Here is a 23,029-nt window from a genome sequence, read left to right on the forward strand (position 1 = left end):
TTTTAATTTTAAATTGTACCATCTGCAATCTTTGAATACAATTTATCAATTGCATCACTTATAGATGAAATAGTATCAAAAACTCTAGCTTGATCTGAAGCAAAATCTTCTAATGACATTCCAACAGCAGGAATAGTATTAGTAATTGCATCACCTGATAAATGAATTAAATTATTACGAACTTGTTGAATGACATCATCAATATCTGTTGCTAAAATCATAGCATCTAAGATATTTGCACCATGAACGTCTCTAGCCACTCTCAAAGCAGCACCGAGTCCAGTAATATTTACCTGTCCTTGTTGGTTAATAACATCTGAAGACCAAAAATCTTTTAAATATTCAGCATCCCTTATTTCTAAAAACCAATTAGTGTTTTTTTGAATTCTTTTCACCCTAACCATATGTGGAGCGTTTTGGTTAGCTTCACTCAGAAAATCATTATTAGCTCTAGGCATCGCATCCTGAAAATCAATATTATATCCATTTTGACTTGCAGAAATTTCAGCACTTTTAATTTCATAACTATCATTAGTAGGTAAACCATAAGTGTAAGTATAACCTTTAGATGCTAATGCATCACGCAAAGTTCCTTCTAATGCAATAGAAATTAATGATAAAGCTGTTAAGTAATTTTCATTCTCATAGGCTATTATTGCCTGATTTACATACTGAATTAAATAATGTGGTACAATGTCGTTTTGAGAAATTGAAGACTTTCTTAAAGGTATTGAGATATATTCATCACCTTGTGGTGTATGTAACATCCATTCTAAATTCCAACAACCATTAGATAAATATTTTAACTCAAAACCTTCTTTAATTTTAAACACTAAAACCTCGCAAAAATCATTTGCATTTACACCAATAGCGCCATGTTGAATAAAGTCTTTATGTAAAGCTTCAACTAAAAGAATTAAAGCATCTCTACCTTGATTACCTCCAGTGAGTCTAACTTTATGTCTTAACGTTGCTAATTGTGGATCAATAGGACCAGCATTGATAACAAATGGACTAGGACCTGTGGTTAATGCTAAACTGGCAGCATTTAAAATTTTTATTCTTTCAGAAGAATAAAGATCAACTAAAGAATCAAAGGTTTCTTCTAAAACTCTTCTTTTAATTATAGGGAAAGATTTCATAATAAATCATCCTCCTTTCCTAAATCAGAAAACATTTTTTTCAATTCCTGTTTTTCTTTATTTAATAAATTTTCTTGTTTATGAATTATACTTATCTTTTGATTGTACTTTTCACAAATTTCATCTTGAACAATAAATGGTGGTACTGGAATATATACAGATTCAAAACTTTTTAGACTTAAAGATGGAATCACACTACCAGTAGAACCATCTTCAAATTGCTTTTGAACATAATCACTATTTAAAGCAATAACTAAATAATAGGGTTTAATAATATTTAAATTTGGACGTAATAATACAAGATGTTGATTTAAACCTAGACCCTTAAAAGTATCTGTAACAATAGCTGCACTACCTTTTTGAGTTCCTATTATATTAACTATTATATCATCTATTTCAGCAGTTATCAATTTATTAGGAACCTTATCTGTAGAGGTAAATGAAAGCCCTTCTTCTAAAAGTTTCATATTTCTTACTGCTGCTGGTGCTAAATAAGGTATATCTTCTTTTTTATCTTTTTTATAGGTATTACCTCTTTTAATTAAATGAACCAATTCTTTTAAAGGAATTGCTTGAAATCCTGAATTTAGGTTATCATTTTGAAAATCACGATACCAATAATTTGAAAAGTGAAAATTATCAATATTAAGGTTGCTACTTATAAATCCAATTCGCTCATTATCAATTTTTTTATTCGCTATAAATAATTTCCAATTATTTAAAATACTATTATTAGAAACATCATCTGTTTTTGGAATATCATCTAGTGAAGCGAAAAAGGTTTCTTGATTAATTAGGTTGCTTTTCTGAATAACAATTACACTAGTAGAAACTGCCGAATATGGTTTAAAAGTATCCGGAGTTAAATTAATTATTCCTTTAATTGAATACTTTTTAAATAGCTCATTTCGAAATTTTTTAAATGAAGATGATAATAAAACACCATCTGAAACTATAGCAATAACATAACCATCTTTTTTACACCTATCTAAACCTTTTGAAATTAACAATTCTATACTATCAATTTTACCAGATCCATACTTTGGTAAAACCTTATAACCAAAAGGAGGAGCAACTAAAACACAATCAAATCTATCACTGAAAATACCAAAAAGATTATCCTCCAATAAATCTGGAGAAAACACAGGTTTTGACAACTTTTTACTAGTAAGTAATTGCTGTGATTTTATCCAAAACTCGTTATTCTTATTGAAATAAAAGCTTTCAACATTTTTCCAGTTATTATTATGCGCACTACTTATTAATGTTCCGTATTTTGCAAAAATATCTAACAGTTCATTTTTAGGTTTGCTATCTGGATATAAACTAACCATAAAATTTGCTAACCATCGTGGTACTTGCCAATCATACTTAGATTTTAATAAGAAATCATCTATGTATTTTAATATATACTCTTGGTTGTCAATAAAATTTAAATCTTCCCATCGCTCTAAAACTTGTTCAATTTTTTTTCCAGAAGTATTGTTAACTTTATAATTTTCATTAAAACTATCATCATAACTAATGCCTAAATCCTTTAGAATTTTCCTATGTATTACTAAAGACAAATCATAAGATAAATCTCCTGTTATTGGAAAATTTTGAAGGAAGGATGAAATATTATAAAACAAAGACTGTAAATACTCTTTATTCGTGAGTTTTTTGGTCCCAAAATCTTTTCTATGTATAGGCGCAATTTCAGTAGGCCTTCCTATTTCATTAGTTTTTAACCATAAATGTTTAATACCATTTGAAATCATATAAAAATCAGCACCTAAGTGTTGAGCAGATTTCTGCAATTGTCTAGCTATTGGGCTGAAACCAATATCGCTAATGTCATTAAATATTATTGGATTAGATTTTATTTCTATTGCTACTAAATTTTTATCACCAGAAGTAATTACTAAATCTACTCTTCTATGAGAATCTATAAGCACTTCGTGCATTATAGTTTCTTTTCCATATCCAAGAGTTTCTAGATATAAAACTATTTCTTCTCTTATTTCAGATTCATTTTTCATTGTTCATATACTTTTCTTAAACAATCTCATCTCTATTATCTATAAAAACCTCATTTTCAACAACTGTCTTATTAGATATTAATATTTGTTTTTCTTCTAAAGTTATAGCTTCAGCCAACATCTTCTCTTCTTCTCTATAAATTGGTAGCTTTTCTTCTATAGAAAGACATTTAGAGCGTATTGAAGATTCTAACTTCATTTTTATACTGTTAATAAAATCCGAAACACCATTTAACGTACCAAAAGCTATAAAAGAAGCTAGTCCCAATAAAATTGTAACTCCACCAAGCCAAGTAAGTAATTGACCTAAATCAGTTACTCCAAAGCCAAAATATAGTGTAAAAACAAAACCAAAAAACAGTAATACCATTATTACTTTAACACTATTATATATTAGTTTAAACCTTCTGTTAAGTTTATTATTAACCGCTTCGTTTTTAGATATTATATCTTTAATTCTTGTATGCCTATATTTTAACTTAGAAAGTGGGATTTTTTCTTCATTCTTTTCTAATTCTTTTATTTCCGCTCTTTCTTCCTTCTCTTCTAGTCTGTCTATAAGATCTACATAGCCTATTGTCATAACATAAACAAGGATAATTACTACAATAATTAAAATTATCTCTAAATTAGTTAGTCCTTTATTTTCACTCATACCTAAACTGTTTTATGTTCTCCCTCAAAAACCTCCCTCAAACAACTCTGCATTAACATCTCACGATGTTCTTGACTTTGCTCTACCTCTTGCTCTAAGCTATCACATAAACCCATTAAAGTATTTACTTTTTCTACAATGGCTTTTTGTTCTAATTCATTTGGAAGGGGAAATAAAGACTTTTTTATTTTCTCAATAGTTAAGGCATTATAAGCAGAACCAGAAACTCTACCCAAAGCAGAGTCATAAAAAACATTACTATCTAAATATTTTAACAAGTAAAAACTATCAATTTCAGGGATTGAATCCAATTGAACTAAGTTTCCATCTTTATAGTAGAACTCTCTATCATCAACTAGCCAAGTATTTCCTATTGAACCTCCAATACAAGCTATTAAAATATCACCTGCTTTTGTTACTCCAAAATCGTTCTTGAACTTTTCAAACTTTTCTCTTTCAATAAATAATTCGGTTGTGACTTCTTGCCCTCTTCCTAATTGTCCAATTTCTTTCGACCTAAAAAAAGGCACACCTTCTTTTACGTAATCAGATTTAAATACACGCTTACTTGACTTTACATTCAGAATTTCACCTACACGACACCAAACCCAACCCTCAGGTAACTCATAAGGAATTTCATCTTTAGTAATTTTTGGTAAAGCTTTTTCCTTTTTTATTTTTTTATCCTTAATAAGTTGTGCTTTCTCTTTTTGTATGCGTTTTAGTAAAACAGAAGCATCTTCTGTATCTGGATGATTAGCGCGCCACTCACTCGTCAATTTACCTTGTACTGCTAATTGCAAAACCGTTTCTCTTAACTTTTTAATGTTTGTGGCTTCATTAAAGAAAGGTTTAAAATGGTCTTGTAAAAAAGTCCATTCTTGGTTAGCTTTATTGGTAGTGAGTTGGTTTAAAGCAGACGTTACAAAGTCTTCTTTTAAACCAATACGCTCTACTGTTAATTGCTCTAATTGTGCTACTTCTTTAAAAAGGGTTTCTACTACTTTTACGATTTCTTTTTGTTCTTCTAGTGGTGGAAGTGGGATATTAAGTTTTCCCATATCTGTTTTATTAAAACCTGCTTGAGCTGAACGTGTACAATTTTGAAAAAATTCCTGCATATAATAAGAACTGAAAATTTGATAAACAAAATTTTGTTCTAATAATTCTCTGCTCCAAATTAATCTAACCAAGGCAACATTATAAGCTCCATTTTTTCCATAAAAAATTTTACCTATCGAAGCTCCATATCTTCCTATCATTACATCATCTTCTGTACATCTTTTAGAAACACTATCTTCTGGCACATATACAGGAACAGGGCTTTTTCCAAAATCACGAATCTGGTAAAGACGAATATATCCATCCCTTTCAGTTGATGAAAATTTAGATTTTGGTGGCTGTGAACCTCCTTGCATTTCGAATAAAGTTCTAAATTTCAGTTTCAACCAAGTAGAAGGTACATCAAGCTGATTAATACTTTCACTTTCTTTATTCAAAAAACTTAAAGCCTTTTCAGATATGCCTGTCAGTTTTTCATTATTCAACTTAATCGTTGGATTTTCTTTTCTCCAATTCGTAGTTAATTTTCCTTGTATTGCCAATTGCAAAATCAAGCCTTTTAATTCTTCGGCATTTTTAGGTCTAACCGTAAGTTCTTTAAAATGTTGTAGTAACTGCATATTATTTTAAAGCTTCGGTTAACACATTTATAATTTCGTCTTGTATGGTAGAAATTTTTTGTTCAGTGGCTCTAAATTTTTCTAAAATAACTTCAGGGCTTTCTAAAGTATCGGCTTCTTGGTGTGGGTTTTTAATATCTAAATTATAACCACGCTTTTTAATATCTTCAATAGAAACTTTCCAAGCAAATTCATTTTCTACACGTTTGTTCCACCATTTTTTTTCTACATCAAACTCTTTAATGTTAATGGGTTTGCTTTTATTGTAGCTTTTGGCACCTTTTGGGTATTGGTGTTCGTAATACCAAATTTCTTTAGTTGGTTTGCCTTTTTCAAAAAACAACAAATTGGTTTTAATACTTGTATAAGGGTTAAAAACACCATTTGGTAAACGTACTATGGTATGTAAATTACATTTAGTTAGTAACTCTTCTTTTAGGCGTGTTTTCATTCCTTCACCAAATAAAGTACCATCTGGTAAAACGATTGCACAGCGTCCTTTGTCTTTTAATAACTTAATAATTAAAGCTAAAAATAAATCGGCGGTTTCTTTGGTTCTAAACTTTTTAGGAAAGTTGGTTTCTGTACCATCTTCTTCTACACCACCAAAAGGCGGATTAGACAAAATGATATCTAGCTTGTCTTTTGCTCCCCAATCTGCATAGGGTTTACTTAGTAAATTGTCTCTGCGTACAGCAGGTAAATCGAAACCATGTAGCATTAAATTGGTAGTACATAGTAAATGTGGCAATGGTTTTTTCTCGACACCACGTATAGATTGTTGTAAAATTGCTCGTTCTTTGGGATCATTAACTTGTTTTCTAACGTGATCAATAGTACAAGTTAAAAATCCACCTGTACCACAAGCAGGATCTAATACGCTTTCTCCTAATTGCGGATTTATCATATCTACCATAAACTGCGTGACAGCTCTTGGTGTGTAATACTCACCAGAAGAGCCTGCTGATTGTAGTTCTTTTAAAATAGTTTCATAGATATCATTAAACACATGACTCTCTTTAGAGTCATTAAAATCAATCTTATTAATCACATTTATTACTTGACGGAAGAGTGTTCCGTTTTTCATAAAGTTATAGGTATCATCAAATACCGAACGTATAATTTTTGCTTGTGGACTTATAGTAATATCCAACTCTTTTAAGGTTGGAAATAACTCGTTTTCTATAAACTCCATTAAGGCATCACCTGTTAAACCTTCATCGTCTGCTGCCCAATTTTGCCATTTTAGGTGTTCTGGTATTGGACTTTCATAATTATCTATGGTGATTTCCCATTCTTCTTCTTTATCGGCAAATATTTTCATAAAAAGCATCCACACCATTTGCGAGATACGTTGTGCGTCTCCATCTACTCCTGTGTCTTTACGCATAATATCGCGTATGCCTTTTATGTTGGTTGTTATGTTACTCATTAATTATAATTTGTTTTAACTGTTCTACTGTGTAGTATTCGTTTTCTTTATTTTTTCTATGAAGCATTCTATGACAATTGGCACAGACTAATGCTAAATCTTCTAGTTTTGTTATTCTTTCTCCTTGATTAATCGGAATTTTATGATGACACTCAATAAATCCGTTTCCTAAATTTGGATAGGTATTTGAGAAATCGAAATTACAACATTCGCATGTTGGGTTTATAACAGACGCTTTTTTTTCTCGCACTAATTTATTATTTCTTTCTCTTAATTTGTGCAGTATGTAATTTATCTTCCCTTCTGAACTGCCAGAAGAATCGATTTCATCATCTTCAATATAATTTGTGAGTTGAGAAATATATTTTTGATAAGCATCTTCATTAAAAAATGGAATGAATGCGTTCCAAAGTATTTTTTGAATAGTATTCTTTTTTAGGCTATTATCGAGTAAATCGACAGAATACGTATGTCCTTGGTTTACTGCTTTTAAATTGAAATTTGATGGTTTACCCAATTTTTTAGTTTTAGCAAGAACCTTCATTTTTCGTCCCCAACGATACTTGGGGTTTGTTTTTATACAATCTAATTCAATATTATCTATAGGTGTTAACAAATGGGTAAAATAAACTTTTCCATCACTATTAATCTTTTGAAACAAGACTACTATATCACCTATTTTTGGTTTCATTGCATGTGTTGGTTGATTTACGTACGAAGATGACCAATGCAAAATCATTTCATCATTATCTATATCAAAATATGCCCAAGTATCACCACCATCGCGTTTAACATTACGCACCCATTGTATATCTTTATAAGTAAACATTAGGCAATATTGTATATTTCGTTTTCTAAGTCTTTAATGGCTTGGTCAAAGTCTTTCTTTTTACCAAAAGCGCGCACTAATTCTACAGCAGAACCCATTTGGTTTAAGGGTTGTACTTTTAATATAGAACCTTGTTCTATAGATGTGATACCTTCCTGTTCGTATTTATCTAATAAACTATTCAATACTTTTTGTGCAGTTTCGCTGTATTTAGCAAAGTAATTTCGCTTTCGCACGTTATTAGCACGTTCTTGTCTTGTTAATACAGGTTGGTCGAAGGCGACATGGCAAATTAAATCGAAATCGTCCAAATCTTGACCTACATCTTCACGCAGTGCTTCTAGTAAAACACCATGTTCTGCAAGCTCTTTTATGAGTTCTTCTTTCTTTTCGGATTCATTCCAACGTTGAATAAAATCATCTAAAGAAGCAAACTCTTTTTCAATATTTTTCTTAGAATAATCTTTTAAAGATTCAGTAATTAACTTTCCGTCTTTTCCATAATACTGTACGCGTTCGTGCACTACAGAAACAGGAATTTGATTAACGTAGAATTTTTTAACTTCTTCATCTTCTCCGCCAATAATAATATCTGGATTAGTGGGTTGAAACACATCAGGAATACTAGGATTGTCTGGTTCTGAAACAATTGGCTCTAAAACATCTGGTGGTACAACTGGATCGTCTGGTTGTGGTTCATAAATCTGAACAGGATCACCATCAAAATCTGGTCTTGCAAATATATTAGTGGCTTTTCTAAAATCCATGATTGTGAAGAATACTTTTCCTTCTGCTTCACGAATTCTTGTGCCTCTACCTATTATTTGTTTAAACTCTGTAACCGATTGTATATTGGATTCCAAAACAATAAACTTGACCATTTTAGTATCAATTCCTGTGGTTAACATTTTTGAGGTAGTAGCTATTACAGGAAAGGTTTCTTCTACATCTGTAAAATTGTCTAACTCTTGCTTACCAACCTCATCATCTCCTGTTATTTTAACACAATAGTTCCAATGTTTGGCTACTAAATCGGCATTCTCATTTATTAGTGCTTGACGCATTCTATTAGCATGATCAATATCTGTACAAAACACAATAGTTTTTGCAAATCGGTCTGTAGCTTTAAGGTATTCTGTTATTTTTTTAGCTACAACTTCTGTACGTTCGTCAATTGCTAAAGTTCTATCGTAATCTTTTAAATTGTAAATACGGTCTTTAACCTCATTACCATATTTATCTATTAAACCTGCGGTTGGTCTCCAGCCATCATCTACACTTGTAGTAATTCTTACTACTTTGTAAGGTGCTAAAAATCCATCATCTATACCTTGTTTTAGAGAATAGGTATACACAGGTTCTCCAAAATATTCCATATTAGAAACATCTTTAGTTTCTTTAGGTGTTGCAGTTAATCCTATTTGGGTTGCTGAAGAAAAATACGTTAATACATCTCGCCATGCAGATGCTTCAGAAGCACTTCCACGATGACACTCGTCTATAACTATTAAATCGAAAAAATCTGGACTGAACTCTTTGTAAGCATTTTTATCTTCGTCATTACTTGTTAAGCCTTGGTATAATGCAAAATATATTTGATAGGATTTATCAATTTTTCTATTTTTAATAATATGCATGATATCATTTCCGAAAGGAGAAAAATCGCCATTTTTAGTTTGTGTTAACAATGCATTTCTATCTGCTAGAAATAATATTCTTTTTTTAACACCAGTTTTCCATAAGCGCCAAATAATATTAAATGCTGTATAGGTTTTTCCAGTTCCTGTGGCCATGACAAGTATAATTTTATCTTGTCCTTTAGCAACTGCTTCTATGGTTCTGTTCACTGCATTTTGCTGGTAGTATCTTGGTGTCATCCCACTATCATCTGCGTAATAGTCTTTCTCTACTATTTCTTGTGCTTGTGGTGTTTCAATTTTATTATACTTTAAATATTTTTTCCACAAAGTTTCTGGCGATGGAAAGTTATCTAAAGTTAACTCTTCTTCTAAAATTCCATCTATTCTTGTTTTATCATGAAATACAAAAGAATCTCCATTGGAAGTAAATACAAATGGGATTTGTAATATTTCTGAATATTCTAAAGCTTGTTGCATACCATGTCCAACAGCTTTTTTATTGTCTTTTGCCTCAATAATGGCAATAGGAATGTTTGATTTGTAATATAGTATATAATCTGCTCGCTTATTTTTTGCTCTGGTGTGCATATTTCCTTGGACGATAATTCGTCCATCTGTAAAAGAAACTTCTTCTCTTACTTGAGTTCTTATATTCCAACCTGCCTTTTGTAATGCAGGATTTATAAATTTGGAGCAAATATCTCTTTCTGTAAGTTGTTTTTTATTCATAAATAGCGAAATTTTATATAGCATTACTAATAATAACTTTAGTTACTATATTTTTAAGGAGCATCTAAATATAAAACCTTTTTAAAGAATTGTTATATTTTAAATATATTAAAAAGTGAATTTAATCTTCATCAAAAAAGAACTGGTGAATATCGATAATTCCACCACGACTTATTTGAACCAGATCTTGCGTGTCTTTTAAAAAGATGCCTAAGGAGCGCTCGTTATAAAGTAGTTTCATACTTGGAGAGTAATCTGTAACTACATACATATCTCCTGATAGTTTGAAAAAAGGTATTACTAATTTACTATTTACCTTTACACCTTTGTTAACCACTTTACCTTCTTTTAAAGTGCTTTTAATTTCGGAAGTACTCTCCATATTTGAAGACACTTTTACATAGGACACCATCATGTTAAGCCACTCGGTATCATCTATTAAATACCAGCTCACTTTATCGAAATTAATACCATATTCACTTATCCATCCTGCGGAAGTAAAGCCGAAAAGGACTTGTTTTTTACCATTTAATTCTGGTTTATCGGCTGGAGTAAATTCTTGAATTTTAAAAGTCATTACAGATACTGAAGACATATCTTTTAACTTTTTACCATTAAAGTCTAAAGTTTTTAATGAGAAGCTAGTAAGTTCTGGATGGTTAGATAAAACCCATTGTGTTGCTGTTAATTCTGCTTGTTCTTTCATTTCTTCTACAGCTGCAATACCTGCTCCAATGGCTAGTATTCCTGCTACAGCCGCAGCTCCGTCTTTTTGAGCTTCAATCTTTTGAGGTAAAAAACATAGAAATGCAATTAGAATTAAAATAGTTTTTTTCATGTTATTGATTAATATTAGTTAGATAAAAATTTTAATAGCGCGCCTCTTTTGCTTAAAAATAAGCGAATACCAATAAATTTAAGCGAAAATCTTGGTATGAGAGGTTTTAAATATAAAACCTTTTTTAAAGAATTGATTTGTATAAAATCGTAAATTTTAAAAAAAATTATAATGCTGTTTCTAAATATGATGTACTAGTCTGGCGCACAGTTTAAAACCTCGTTATATGGTTTTATGTATTTTAAATAATTATGTAGTGATTATAAAGATGGTTGTGTTGTAACTTCTATTCATAGGCAAAAGATTAAGCTCATTTTTTTAGAAAGTACTAGTGAAGTGATTATTATTCAATAATAAATACAATTTACTACAAGCCTTCTATTAATTTGTAGAGGGCTTTTTTATCTGTTATCTTTATTCGTTTACCATCTGTAGTAATCCATTTTTCTTTTTTAAAAACAGTTAATGTTCTAATGCAAGCTTCTTTTGCTGTGCCTACAATACTAGCAATATCCTCACGAGTTAATATTACAGCTATATAGCCCTCATTGTCTTTACCAAAATTATCTTCAAGATACCGTAGTGTTTCTGCAATACGTTGTTTCACTGTTTTTTGTGCCATGTTTACAATAACATCATCTGCAAATTTTAAATCTTTAGCCATATGTTTTAATATAGCTTTGGTAAATTCTACGTTATTATCAACACTTTCATGAAGGTGGTTTTTAGGAATATAGCAAACCTCCATATCGTTTATAGCTATAGCAGTAAGGTTTGTTTTTTCTGAAGTTATTACAGAACGTTGTCCTAAAACTTCTCCTTTCGCTGCTATTTTTACTATTTGACTTTTTCCATTGTCACTCATCTTTGACAATTTAGAAACACCATCACGAACACAAAAAACACCATTTAACTTTTCACCTTCTTGAAAAATAGCTTCACCTTTTTTTATTGTTTTTGTGATTTTACTATCTGATATTCGCTTAAGCTCTTCCTTTTTTAAAACTTTTAAAACGTTTAATTGTTTTATGATGCAATTCTCGCATCTGCTATGTTTTTGTTGGTTTTTGTTCACGTTATAAATATAATTAAATACGTTTTCTTGACTTAAAATTTAAATAATCTTTTTTATTAACTATGACAAAAGTCATGGTTTAATAATTTGCGTATAATAACCTTTGCCATAGGTATAATGAGTAAATTAATTAACTATGGATAACTGTTTTCATTGTGGTGATGAATGCAAAACAAATAAAATAAAGCATGACAACAAGTGCTTTTGCTGTAATGGTTGTAAAACTGTTTACGATATTTTGAATGATAATGATCTCTCGTATTATTATGATTTAGAACACACACCTGGTAATACACCTTTTATTCAAGAAGGCAAATTTGATTTTTTAGATAATGAACAAATAGTTAGTAAACTTTTAGAGTTTAACGAGCAAGATATACAAGTTGTCTCTTTATTAATACCAACTATTCATTGCAGTTCATGTATATGGGTATTGGAAAACCTTAATAAATTAAATGCTGCTGTAAAAACGTCACAAGTAAATTTTCCAAAAAAAACAGTTAGAATCACATTTTCTTCGAAAGAAATGACATTAAAAGACTTGGTTATTTTGCTTTCTAGAATAGCTTACGAACCTTACATTTCTCTAGAAGATGCTAGCAAAAGTAAGCCTAAAATAAACAGAAGCCTAATCTACAAATTAGGTGTTGCAGGTTTTGCTTTTGGTAACATTATGTTTCTTTCTTTTCCTGAATATTTTGAGGTTGATGAATTTTGGCTTGATAAATTTAAGCACATTTTTCGTTGGTTAATGTTTGCTTTCGCTCTTCCTGTTTTACTCTATTCTAGTAGTGATTATTTTATTTCTGCATATAAAGGACTACGATCAAAAATCTTAAATATAGATGTGCCAATCGCCATTGGGATTTCTGTATTATTTATTAGGTCTTCAGTAGAAATACTCATGGATTATGGATCAGGTTTTTTTGATAGCATGTCTGGTTTAGTTTTCTTTTTATTACTTGGTAAATTCTTTCAGCAAAAAACATATGCTTTTTTATCATTTGAGCGTGATTACAAATCTTACTTTCCTATTGCTGTAACTCGATTAATAAAAAAAGACTCTTCAAAATTAGAAGAACAAACTCAGATTTACGATGTTAAAAAAGGTGACCGATTACTTATTAGACATTTAGAATTACTACCTGTAGATGCTGTATTAATAAATGGCAATGCACTCATAGATTATAGCTTTGTAACTGGTGAGGCAGAGCCTATTACAAAAACATCTGGCGATCAATTATTTGCTGGAGGAAGACAACAAGCAGGCCCAATAGAAGTTGAAGTTTTAAAAACTGTAGAACAAAGTTACCTCACACAGCTGTGGTCTAACGATATATTCAAAAAAAACAGTCGTAATGTTTTTGAAACTCTAACTGATAGTATTAGCAAACGGTTTACTATTACATTAATTATTATAGCTCTAATCGCGACAATTTTTTGGTTATTTATAGATTCATATTTAGCATTAAATGTATTTACAGCAGTCTTAATTGTGGCATGTCCTTGTGCTATTGCTCTTGCTGCTCCTTTTACACTTGGTAATCTATTACGCATTTTTGGACGTCATAAATTATATATAAAAGACAGTTCTGTAATAGAACAGATGGCAAATATTAATACTATTGTATTTGATAAAACTGGAACAATAACAACAAGTAAAAAAAATGCTATTGTATATGAAGGTATTTCTTTAACTAAAGAAGAACAATCCCTATTAACAAGTACGCTACGTGCCTCTAATCATCCTTTAAGCAGATCTTTGTATGCTATCCTAGATAAAAATAACATTTGCACTTTAGATGATTACAAAGAAGATATTGGGCAAGGTATTACTGCTATTATTAATCATCAAAAAATTAAAGTTGGCTCATTTAATTATGTGAATAATAAAGAAAGTAAACAAACCTTAAAAACACATAATAGAACTGCTATACATATAAGCACAGAAAACACTTATAAAGGTTGCTATGCATTTTTTAACGAGTACCGAGATGGCGTAGAAGAAGTCTTTAATAAGTTAAGTAACACGTATAAAATAGTCATTCTCTCTGGTGATAATGATGGCGAAAAAGCATACTTAGAAGCAATGCTTCCCAAAAATACAACCATACTTTTTAACCAAAAGCCAGAAGACAAACTTAATTATATTAAAAAAGAACAAGCGTTAGGCTTTAATGTATTAATGATAGGAGATGGACTCAATGATGCTGGAGCATTAGCACAAAGTAATGTAGGTATATCTATTTCAGAAAACGTCAACATCTTTTCACCTGCTTGCGATGGTATTTTAGACGCATCAAAGTTTAAACATATACCAAAATATTTATCCCTTTCAAAAAAGGGAATAAAGATTATTAAATATGCTTTTATCTTTTCATTATTCTACAATTTAATTGGATTAGGTTTTGCAATCACTGGTCAATTAAAGCCCGTTGTAGCTGCTATTTTAATGCCACTAAGCTCAATAAGCATTGTAATATTTACAACTCTCACAACCCATTTTATTGGAAAAAAACTAAAGATAAAAACCAATATACCATGAATAAAGAAACACAAAATATATCTATAGAAATAGAACATTTAAAAGCTGTAGCATTAAACCAAACTTGTAATGAATGTTCTGTTATGAAAAATTACATCTCAAATCAATACCATCAATTACATTCAAAATTTCAAGCATTAGAAAAATTAGGTCAATCAAACCTCTTAAAAAATCAACCACACTCGACACAAGAAATAAAAAAGTCTATTTCAATTTTAGGACTCTATGTTTTAGTATAAAAAATACGTGATAAATTTTACAAAACTGATAAAAGTCATCTTTTTTAAAATAGTGCAACAGTAATTTTACAGCATAATTTAAACAGGTATGAACATCATTTATATGCTTTTAGCAATAAGCGTTATTGTGGCGCTAATTTTTTTTGTGACATTCATTTTGTCTGTAAAAAGAGGACAATATGATGACACATATACACCATCTATACGCATGCTTTTTGACGATGAACTTGTAATAGATAAAGATTCAAATAAAAAGAAACCTAAAAACCAAACCAATTAAAAGATTAACTAAAGTAACTATGGAAGTACAAAAATTCTATTATGACAATAAAATTGTAAGACATTTTATTGTAGCGACAATGTTTTGGGGAATTGTAGGCATGTCTGTTGGGCTATTATTAGCCTTCATGTTTTTATTCCCTAACCTAACAGATGGCATATCATGGCTAAGTTTTGGTCGTTTACGTCCACTACACACTAATGCCGTAATTTTTGCCTTTGTAGGTAATGCCATTTTCGCAGGTGTATATTATTCTACACAACGTCTATTGAAAGCTAGAATGTGGAAAGACTGGCTAAGTAAACTAAATTTTTGGGGATGGCAAGCCATTATTGTTGGTGCTGCAATTACACTTCCATTAGGCTACACTACATCAAAAGAATATGCAGAATTAGAATGGCCTTTTGATATTGCAATTGCATTAATTTGGGTGGTTTTTGGTGCTAACTTAATTGGTACAATTTTTAAAAGAAGACAGCGTCATCTCTATGTCGCTATTTGGTTTTACTTAGGAACATTTGTTACAGTAGCTGTCCTTCATATTGTAAATAGTATTGAAATACCTGTAAGTGCTTTAAAGAGCTATTCGGTTTATGCTGGAGTACAAGATGCCTTAGTCCAATGGTGGTACGGCCACAATGCTGTAGCATTCTTTTTAACGACTCCATTTTTAGGCTTAATGTATTATTTTGTTCCAAAAGCTGCTAATAGACCTGTTTATTCTTATAGGTTATCAATTGTTCACTTTTGGTCACTAATTTTTATTTACATATGGGCTGGACCACATCACCTGCTCTATTCTGCACTTCCAGATTGGGCACAAAACTTAGGTGTTGCCTTTTCCATTATGCTTATAGCACCTTCTTGGGGAGGTATGATAAACGGACTATTAACTTTACGAGGTGCATGGGACAAAGTTCGTACAGATCCAGTGCTTAAGTTTATGGTTGTTGCTATTACAGGTTATGGTATGGCAACTTTTGAAGGCCCAATGCTATCTCTTAAAAACATTAATGCCATTGCTCACTTTAGTGATTGGATTATAGCACACGTTCACGTTGGAGCCTTAGCATGGAATGGATTTTTAACTTTTGGTATGGTTTATTGGATGGTTCCAAAACTATTTAAAACAAAACTATGGTCAATACAATTGGCAAACTTTCATTTCTGGATAGGTACATTAGGTATTATTTTATATGCACTACCAATGTATGTTGCGGGATTCGTACAAGCCTCTATGTGGAAACAATTTAATCCAGATGGTACATTAACCTATGGTAACTTTCTAGAAACTGTTAGTGAAATTATACCAATGTACTGGATGCGTGCGATTGGTGGTACAATGTTTATTATTGGTGCTTTAATTGGTGTTTATAATATAATTATGACAGCGCGATCTGGTAGCAAAGTTACTGATGAATTAGCCGAAGCTGCTCCACTACAAAAAGTAACAAAAAAACGTACTAATAAAGAAGGTTATCATACTTGGTTGGAAAGACGACCAGTTAAACTAACCATTTTCGCTACTATAGCAATACTTATTGGTGGTATGGTACAAATAATACCTTCACTAATGGTAGATGATTATATTCCTGTTATCTCAAGTGTAAAACCTTACACGCCACTAGAATTAGAAGGACGTGATATTTATATAAGAGAAAGTTGTGTGTCTTGTCATTCTCAAATGATTCGTCCATTTAGAAGTGAGGTAGAACGTTATGGAGAATACTCTAAAGCAGGTGAATACATTTATGATCACCCTTTCCTTTGGGGTAGTAAACGTACAGGACCAGATTTAATGCGTATTGGAGGGAAATATAGTGATAATTGGCATTTAAGTCATTTTTACGATCCACAAACAACATCTGAAGGTTCTATAATGCCTTCATATAAATGGCTTATTAAAAACAAGTTAGACAAAAGTTTAACTGAAAACAAGATGAAAGCCATGAAAAGTTTAGGCGTGCCATATACCGATGAGGACATTTCTCGAGCACAACAATGGATGAATGAACAAGGAACAACCATTGAAAAAAATCTATATAACGATCCTGACTTTGCAAAAACATACGAGGCAGATAAAAAATATGCCAAAGAAAACAATGAAGCTTTTATTGAAATGAGAAATCGCGAAGTAACTGCACTAATTGCATACTTACAACGATTAGGAACAGATATTAAAATTACAACTGCAGAAAAAACTGCACTTCAAAAAAACGAATAGTTATGTTAAAATATATTAAAGGAAATCTAGAACAAATAGATGGCGTAGAAGTCTATCCAATAATTTCATTATTAATATTCTTTATCTTTTTCTCACTCCTATTTTGGTGGGTTTTTACAGCCAAAAAATCACACATATCTGAAGTTAGTAATATTCCGCTAGAAGATGATACTATTAAAACCAACCACAACTAATTATGAGAACAACAGCATCATTTTTAAGACTCTTATTTTTTTTCATATTATCAATAACTACCATAGAATGGGTTTATGAAACAAATGAAGAATGGGCCATGTTTACCCAACCATTTTTTTGGGTTATTATTGGTACAGTTATGCTTTTTGCTTTTGCTTTTGAAATTTGCATTGAAGCATTAAAATCTATCTTATTTAGAACATTATCAATAGAACAACAAGATACTTACCTGAAAAAAGAAGCCTTAAGAAAAGACAACCAATTTAAATGGTTTAGAGATACCTATAAAAAACTATTAGGTAGTAAAGCTATAGAAGAAGAACACGAAATAATACTCGATCACAATTACGATGGTATTCAAGAATTGGATAACAACTTGCCACCATGGTGGGTATATATGTTTTATGCTACTATAATTTTTGCTTTAGTTTATTTTATTCGTTTTGAAGTATTTAACGACTATAATCAAGCCGAAGAATATGAGGCTGAAATCGCAGAAGCCAAAATTGAAATTGAAGCATGGAAAAAAACAGCTAAAGACTTAGTAGATGTAAATACTGTAACGTTATTAACAGACGCTTCAGATTTAAAGATAGGAAAGAAAATATTTACTACAAATTGTATTGCTTGCCATAAAGCAGATGGTGGTGGCGGCATTGGCCCAAACTTAACCGATAAATATTGGATTTTAGGCGGTGGAATTAAAAACGTATTTAATACCATTTCTGAAGGTGGACGTAGTGGAAAAGGGATGATTTCTTGGAAATCAGACCTAAAACCAGCCGAAATGGCTCAAGTAGCAAGTTATGTACTCTCATTTCAAGGTACAATACCTGCAGAACCTAAAGCTGCTGAAGGTGATTTATGGATAGACCCAAACGCTCCTATTGATACTCAAGAAGCTATTCCAGAAGTTGAAAAAGACTCAATAACTGCAGAACTAACAATTAAATAATAAATGGCAGAACAAGGTCAAGATAATTTTAGAGACACCATTGGCACGCTAAATGAAGAAGGAAAGCGTGCTTGGGTGTTTCCTAAAAAACCAAATGGTAAATGGTACGAGTATCGCAAATATGTAAGTTACGTATTGCTTATCTTTTTATTCTCTGCACCTTTTATTAAAATTAATGGTAACCAGTTTTTAATGTTTAACGTCTTAGAACGCCGTTTTAATATTTTTGGTTATCCTTTTTGGCCACAAGATTTTCATTTGTTTGTTATTATAATGCTTGTAGGTGTTGTATTTGTTATACTCTTTACAGTGGCATTTGGACGTTTATTTTGTGGATGGGTTTGCCCACAAACTATTTTTATGGAAATGGTTTTTAGACGTATTGAATACTGGATTGACGGTGATAGAGGTAAACAATTACGCCTTAGTAAAATGAAATGGAACGCCGAGAAAATAAAAAAAAGAGTGCTAAAATGGTTTATCTTTTTTCTTATTTCTTTTGCTATTGCCAATGTATTTTTAGCCTATCTTATAGGTAGTGATCAACTAATAAGATACATTACAGATGGCCCATCACAACATATTAGTACTTTAGTTTCTTTATTAATATTTACTGGCGTATTTTATTTTGTATTCGCGTGGTTTAGGGAGCAAGTTTGCATAATTGCTTGCCCTTACGGACGTCTCCAAGGTGTATTGTTAGACAATAAATCTATAATAGTTGCTTATGATCATAAACGCGGAGAAAAAGAAACAGGTCGAGCAAAATTTAAAAAAAATGAAAACAGATCAACTACTGGTAAAGGCGATTGTATTGATTGTTTTGCCTGTGTTCATGTTTGCCCAACAGGAATAGACATTCGTAATGGCACACAATTAGAGTGTGTAAACTGTACTGCATGTATAGATGCTTGCGATCACATGATGGAAGCCGTAAACCTTCCTAAAGGTTTAATAAGGTATGCTAGTGAAGATAATATTGAGAAAAAAGAGAAATTTAAATTTACTCCTCGACTTAAAGGCTATGTTTCTGTCCTAGCTATTTTAATCGCAGTACTTATTGGGATGCTTTTTTTAAGAAATGATATTGAAGCTAAAATATTAAGATTACCAGGTCAATTATACGAACGAAAAGCAAATAATATTATTAGCAATGTATACACTTATAAATTGGTAAATAAAACAACGAAAGATATAGATAATGTTCATTTTAAACTACTATCACATCAAGGCACAATTAGATTAGTTTCTCATGATGATTTTATAGTTAAAGAGCAAGGTCTCGCAGAAGGTACATTATTTATTGATTTAAATGCAAATGAATTAAAAGCAGATAAAAACCGACTAGAAATAGGTGTTTATAGTGGTGATGTTTTAATTGAAACAACAACTACTGCTTTTTTAGGACCAAGAAGTTATAGATAAAAAAACATAAAATTGAAAGTTATGAAATGGAATTGGGGAACTGGTATTGTAGTAGGAATGTTAGCTTTTATGAGCTTTATATTATACTTAGTTATTACTATGAGTACAAATGAAAAATATAGTCATGATTTGGTAACTGAAGAGTATTATGAAAAGGAAATGCTTTACCAAAGAGAGATTGATGCAGAAACAAACACTTACAACTTAAAAGAAAAAATTAAAAACACTAAGACTAATAACGGTTGGTTATTAGAGTTTCCTAAAGAATTAGAACCTTCTAAAATTAAAGGAAAAGTGTTCCTGTATAGACCGTCTAACGAAAAGTTAGATTTCAACATGCCGTTGAATCTAACATCTTCTAATTTGCTCATACCTGACAATAAGATGTTAGACGGTCGTTGGAACATTACTATAGACTGGGAATATGATGGAACAAAGTATATGTATAAAAAACAAATTTTATACTAATGCTTTACTCGGCACTTATATTTGGTTTACTTGGAAGCTTTCATTGCGTAGGAATGTGTGGTCCCATTGCCTTTTTACTTCCTTTAGATAGAAAAAATAAAACGAATCGGATTTTACAATTATTAAGTTACCATTCAGGACGCATTCTTACTTACTCTGTATTGGGTTTACTTTTTGGTGTAATTGGCAAAAGTTTAAATTTGTTTGGTCTCCAGCAACAAATATCTATTGTCATTGGAGTTTTAATGATTGTTTTTATATTAATTCCGTCAAACATATTTAATCGTTATAACTTTTCTAAACCTATTTATAAGCTAGTTTCTAGAGTAAAAACTAAAATGGGTAAAGAATTAAAAAACAAAAAAAAGAGTACTTTTTTTACTATTGGCTATCTAAACGGATTGCTACCATGTGGCTTAGTATATATGGCTATTTTTGGCGCACTGGCTACTGGAAGTGCTTACAAAGGCAGCTTATATATGGCTATTTTTGGTTTAGGTACTGTACCACTTATGACTACTGCCATATATTTAAGCAATTTTTTAACAAACAAAATTAAGGGTCGTGTTTTAAAAGTAATTCCCATTTTTGTTATTATAATTGGACTTTTCTTTATTTTAAGAGGCTTAGGCTTGGATATCCCGTATTTATCTCCTTCTGAAATGGTTACTATTGAACAAGTAAATGCAAAATATAATTGCCACTAAAAATATTAATAACGCTTTTTTTAGCTATACCTCTATAAAAAAAGGAAATCACTGTTTTAATAGTATTTCCTTTTACATTATACCCTTAAAATAGATGAGTTAAATTGTCATAGAAAATAGTTTGGTTTCAGGTTTATTTCTTTGCAATCTTAAATCGAATGGTAAACAAATGTTTCTTACAAATGGTTGTCCTTTTTCGGTAACAACAATCTGTTTATTTCCTATTTCAATTAGACCATCTTTTTCTAATTCTTTTAATTTAATTAAAACATCATTTAATTCTTTAAAATTTAAAGCATCGTCTTCCCAATTGGTTTTAAAATTACACATAAGATTAAGAATATGTTGTCTTATTTTTAAATCTTCATCATTTAATATATGCCCTCTAAATACAGGAATAATATCGTTATTAACTAAGTCTTTATAGGCCTCTATATTTTTAGTGTTTTGAGCAAAACCATACCAACTATCACTAATTGATGATGCACCTAAACCTATCATTAATTTTGTTTTAGAAGCGGTATAACCCATAAAGTTTCTGTGAAGCTTTCCTTCTTTTTGTGCTTTGTACAAAGTGTCTGTTGGTAAAGCAAAATGGTCCATCCCTATTTCAAAATATCCTGCATCCAATAATAGTTTTTTTCCTATTTGATACTGCCTGCTTTTTTGAGAAGCTGATGGTAAAGCTTCAGTACTAAAACCGCGTTGCCCATTACCTTTTATCCACGGTACATGTGCATAACTATAAAATGCAATACGATCTGGTTTTAGCTCTATAGTTTTATATATTGTATTACGTACATCATCTTCGGTTTGAAACGGTAAACCAAAAATAATATCATGTCCTACAGAAGTAAAGCCCATATTTCGTGAGGCTTCTGTAACGCGTTTTACGTTTTCAAAAGGTTGTATACGATGTATTGCTTTTTGAACTTTTAAATTATAATCTTGTACTCCATAACTTACACGTTTAAAATTGAAAGCACTAAACATTTTAAGGTGATCGTTTGTTGTGTTATTTGGATGACCTTCAAAACTCAATTCACAATCGTCTCTAAACTTTCCAATTCTGTCAATAGTTTGAAGTAGTGTTCTTATATTTTCTACACTAAAAAAAGTAGGTGTGCCTCCTCCAAGGTGTAATTCTTTTATATTTGGCCTTTTGCCTAGTATAGCTTTATATAACTTAAATTCTTTTATAAGCGCTTCAATATATGGCAATTCTACGGCGTGATTTTTAGTGATGCGTTTATGACAGCCACAAAAAGTACACATACTTTCACAAAATGGAAGATGTATATATAAGCTTATACCTTCTGTATCATTAGTTTCTTCAAAGCTTTTTATTAATGAAGTTTTCCAGTTTTTTAAAGAAAAAGAATCTACATTCCAATAAGGTACTGTTGGATAACTTGTATACCTTGGTCCTGCTACATTATATTTTGATATTAAAGTGCTGTCCATTTTTATTTTTTATTTTTTTTGAAACATTAAATAGTCGATTAAACTATTCTATAAATAGTAAACCTAAATAACCTTTAAAAACACTATTGGAATAAAAAAGACTGCCATGAATTATAACTTATAAAAGGAGAATGGTTTAAATAAGTAATTAAAAGTGTGACCTTTTATTACCAATAAAAGTCTTTAAAACTTTAATAGTACTTTGTTTGATTGAGACAAATTTAGAATAAGAAGATATCCTATAAGATGACAAATGTCATGTTTCTTTTTTTGGATACTGTTTTCCATAAGAACATTGGAAAACTAGTTGTTATATTTTCTAATTTAAGAATTAAAATTTCACTAAAATCATCCAATAATTTTCACTTAAAACATTCTCCTAAAACACGCTATAAAATTTGATTTTATTTTCTAAATTGCAGTTAACAATATTTTTTAACCAAAAGGTTAAACTGCATACGATTTGCATACGATTTGCATACGG

The 23,029-nt window shown here is 30.8% G+C and carries 19 protein-coding genes; 9 read left to right on the forward strand and 10 right to left on the reverse strand.

What is annotated here, in order from left to right:
- Window positions 1–8: 8 nt before the first annotated feature.
- From BM549_RS02075 to BM549_RS02115, 9 genes are all read right to left on the reverse strand, one after another.
- The gene (locus BM549_RS02075; protein WP_290468741.1) at window positions 9–1,142 is read right to left on the reverse strand and encodes a hypothetical protein; all 1,134 of its coding nucleotides are present in this window, start codon (window positions 1,140–1,142) and stop codon (window positions 9–11) included.
- The gene (locus tag BM549_RS02080) at window positions 1,139–3,163 is read right to left on the reverse strand and encodes a restriction endonuclease subunit S (RefSeq protein ID WP_290468742.1); all 2,025 of its coding nucleotides are present in this window, start codon (window positions 3,161–3,163) and stop codon (window positions 1,139–1,141) included. Before BM549_RS02080 ends, BM549_RS02075 begins: the two co-directional genes overlap by 4 nt.
- Before the next feature lie 16 nt (window positions 3,164–3,179).
- A complete protein-coding gene (locus BM549_RS02085; RefSeq protein WP_290468743.1) occupies window positions 3,180–3,818 on the reverse strand; it encodes a hypothetical protein in 639 nt (212 codons plus the stop codon).
- A gap of 2 nt (window positions 3,819–3,820) precedes the next feature.
- A complete protein-coding gene (locus BM549_RS02090) occupies window positions 3,821–5,500 on the reverse strand; it encodes a restriction endonuclease subunit S (RefSeq protein WP_290468744.1) in 1,680 nt (559 codons plus the stop codon).
- A 1-nt stretch (window position 5,501) separates the two neighbouring features.
- Window positions 5,502–6,932 carry a class I SAM-dependent DNA methyltransferase gene (locus BM549_RS02095; protein WP_290468745.1) on the reverse strand — a complete coding sequence of 477 codons (1,431 nt, stop codon included), beginning with the start codon at window positions 6,930–6,932 and terminating at the stop codon, window positions 5,502–5,504.
- Window positions 6,925–7,761 carry an HNH endonuclease gene (locus BM549_RS02100; RefSeq protein ID WP_290468746.1) on the reverse strand — a complete coding sequence of 279 codons (837 nt, stop codon included), beginning with the start codon at window positions 7,759–7,761 and terminating at the stop codon, window positions 6,925–6,927. The genes BM549_RS02095 and BM549_RS02100 overlap by 8 nt, the downstream gene beginning before the upstream one ends.
- Window positions 7,761–10,130, reverse strand: a complete 2,370-nt coding sequence (gene hsdR, locus BM549_RS02105; protein WP_290468747.1) for an EcoAI/FtnUII family type I restriction enzme subunit R — start codon at window positions 10,128–10,130, stop codon at window positions 7,761–7,763. The genes BM549_RS02100 and hsdR overlap by 1 nt, the downstream gene beginning before the upstream one ends.
- A gap of 121 nt (window positions 10,131–10,251) precedes the next feature.
- Window positions 10,252–10,968 carry a hypothetical protein gene (locus BM549_RS02110; RefSeq protein WP_290468748.1) on the reverse strand — a complete coding sequence of 239 codons (717 nt, stop codon included), beginning with the start codon at window positions 10,966–10,968 and terminating at the stop codon, window positions 10,252–10,254.
- 367 nt (window positions 10,969–11,335) lie between these two features.
- Window positions 11,336–12,043: a Crp/Fnr family transcriptional regulator gene (locus BM549_RS02115; protein WP_290468749.1), complete on the reverse strand. Its 708-nt coding sequence runs from the start codon at window positions 12,041–12,043 to the stop codon at window positions 11,336–11,338.
- Window positions 12,044–12,179: 136 nt separating this feature from the next.
- Between BM549_RS02115 and BM549_RS02120 the strand changes: the two genes are divergently transcribed.
- The 9 genes from BM549_RS02120 (at window position 12,180) to BM549_RS02160 (ending at window position 21,081) form a co-directional block, all read left to right on the forward strand.
- Window positions 12,180–14,588 carry a heavy metal translocating P-type ATPase metal-binding domain-containing protein gene (locus tag BM549_RS02120; protein ID WP_290468750.1) on the forward strand — a complete coding sequence of 803 codons (2,409 nt, stop codon included), beginning with the start codon at window positions 12,180–12,182 and terminating at the stop codon, window positions 14,586–14,588.
- The gene (locus tag BM549_RS02125; RefSeq protein WP_290468751.1) at window positions 14,585–14,827 is read left to right on the forward strand and encodes a hypothetical protein; all 243 of its coding nucleotides are present in this window, start codon (window positions 14,585–14,587) and stop codon (window positions 14,825–14,827) included. Before BM549_RS02120 ends, BM549_RS02125 begins: the two co-directional genes overlap by 4 nt.
- Before the next feature lie 88 nt (window positions 14,828–14,915).
- Window positions 14,916–15,107 carry a cbb3-type cytochrome oxidase assembly protein CcoS gene (ccoS, locus tag BM549_RS02130; RefSeq protein WP_290468752.1) on the forward strand — a complete coding sequence of 64 codons (192 nt, stop codon included), beginning with the start codon at window positions 14,916–14,918 and terminating at the stop codon, window positions 15,105–15,107.
- 19 nt (window positions 15,108–15,126) lie between these two features.
- The gene (gene ccoN / locus BM549_RS02135; protein ID WP_290468753.1) at window positions 15,127–17,331 is read left to right on the forward strand and encodes a cytochrome-c oxidase, cbb3-type subunit I; all 2,205 of its coding nucleotides are present in this window, start codon (window positions 15,127–15,129) and stop codon (window positions 17,329–17,331) included.
- 2 nt (window positions 17,332–17,333) lie between these two features.
- Window positions 17,334–17,525: a CcoQ/FixQ family Cbb3-type cytochrome c oxidase assembly chaperone gene (locus BM549_RS02140; protein ID WP_290468754.1), complete on the forward strand. Its 192-nt coding sequence runs from the start codon at window positions 17,334–17,336 to the stop codon at window positions 17,523–17,525.
- A 2-nt stretch (window positions 17,526–17,527) separates the two neighbouring features.
- On the forward strand, window positions 17,528–18,481 hold the full coding sequence (locus tag BM549_RS02145; protein WP_290468755.1) for a cbb3-type cytochrome c oxidase N-terminal domain-containing protein: 954 nt from the start codon (window positions 17,528–17,530) through the stop codon (window positions 18,479–18,481).
- A gap of 3 nt (window positions 18,482–18,484) precedes the next feature.
- The gene (gene ccoG / locus BM549_RS02150; protein WP_290468756.1) at window positions 18,485–19,906 is read left to right on the forward strand and encodes a cytochrome c oxidase accessory protein CcoG; all 1,422 of its coding nucleotides are present in this window, start codon (window positions 18,485–18,487) and stop codon (window positions 19,904–19,906) included.
- A 21-nt stretch (window positions 19,907–19,927) separates the two neighbouring features.
- Window positions 19,928–20,374: a FixH family protein gene (locus tag BM549_RS02155; RefSeq protein ID WP_290468757.1), complete on the forward strand. Its 447-nt coding sequence runs from the start codon at window positions 19,928–19,930 to the stop codon at window positions 20,372–20,374.
- Window positions 20,374–21,081: a sulfite exporter TauE/SafE family protein gene (locus BM549_RS02160; protein ID WP_290468758.1), complete on the forward strand. Its 708-nt coding sequence runs from the start codon at window positions 20,374–20,376 to the stop codon at window positions 21,079–21,081. The genes BM549_RS02155 and BM549_RS02160 overlap by 1 nt, the downstream gene beginning before the upstream one ends.
- A gap of 99 nt (window positions 21,082–21,180) precedes the next feature.
- Here BM549_RS02160 and hemN read toward each other — a convergent pair whose 3' ends face one another.
- Window positions 21,181–22,545, reverse strand: coding sequence for an oxygen-independent coproporphyrinogen III oxidase (gene hemN / locus BM549_RS02165; protein ID WP_290468759.1), 1,365 nt, complete (start codon window positions 22,543–22,545; stop codon window positions 21,181–21,183).
- Window positions 22,546–23,029 lie beyond the last annotated feature (484 nt).

The organism is Lacinutrix sp. MedPE-SW (assembly GCF_001874145.1).
In the GTDB taxonomy this organism is placed as follows: Bacteria; Bacteroidota; Bacteroidia; order Flavobacteriales; family Flavobacteriaceae; genus Lacinutrix.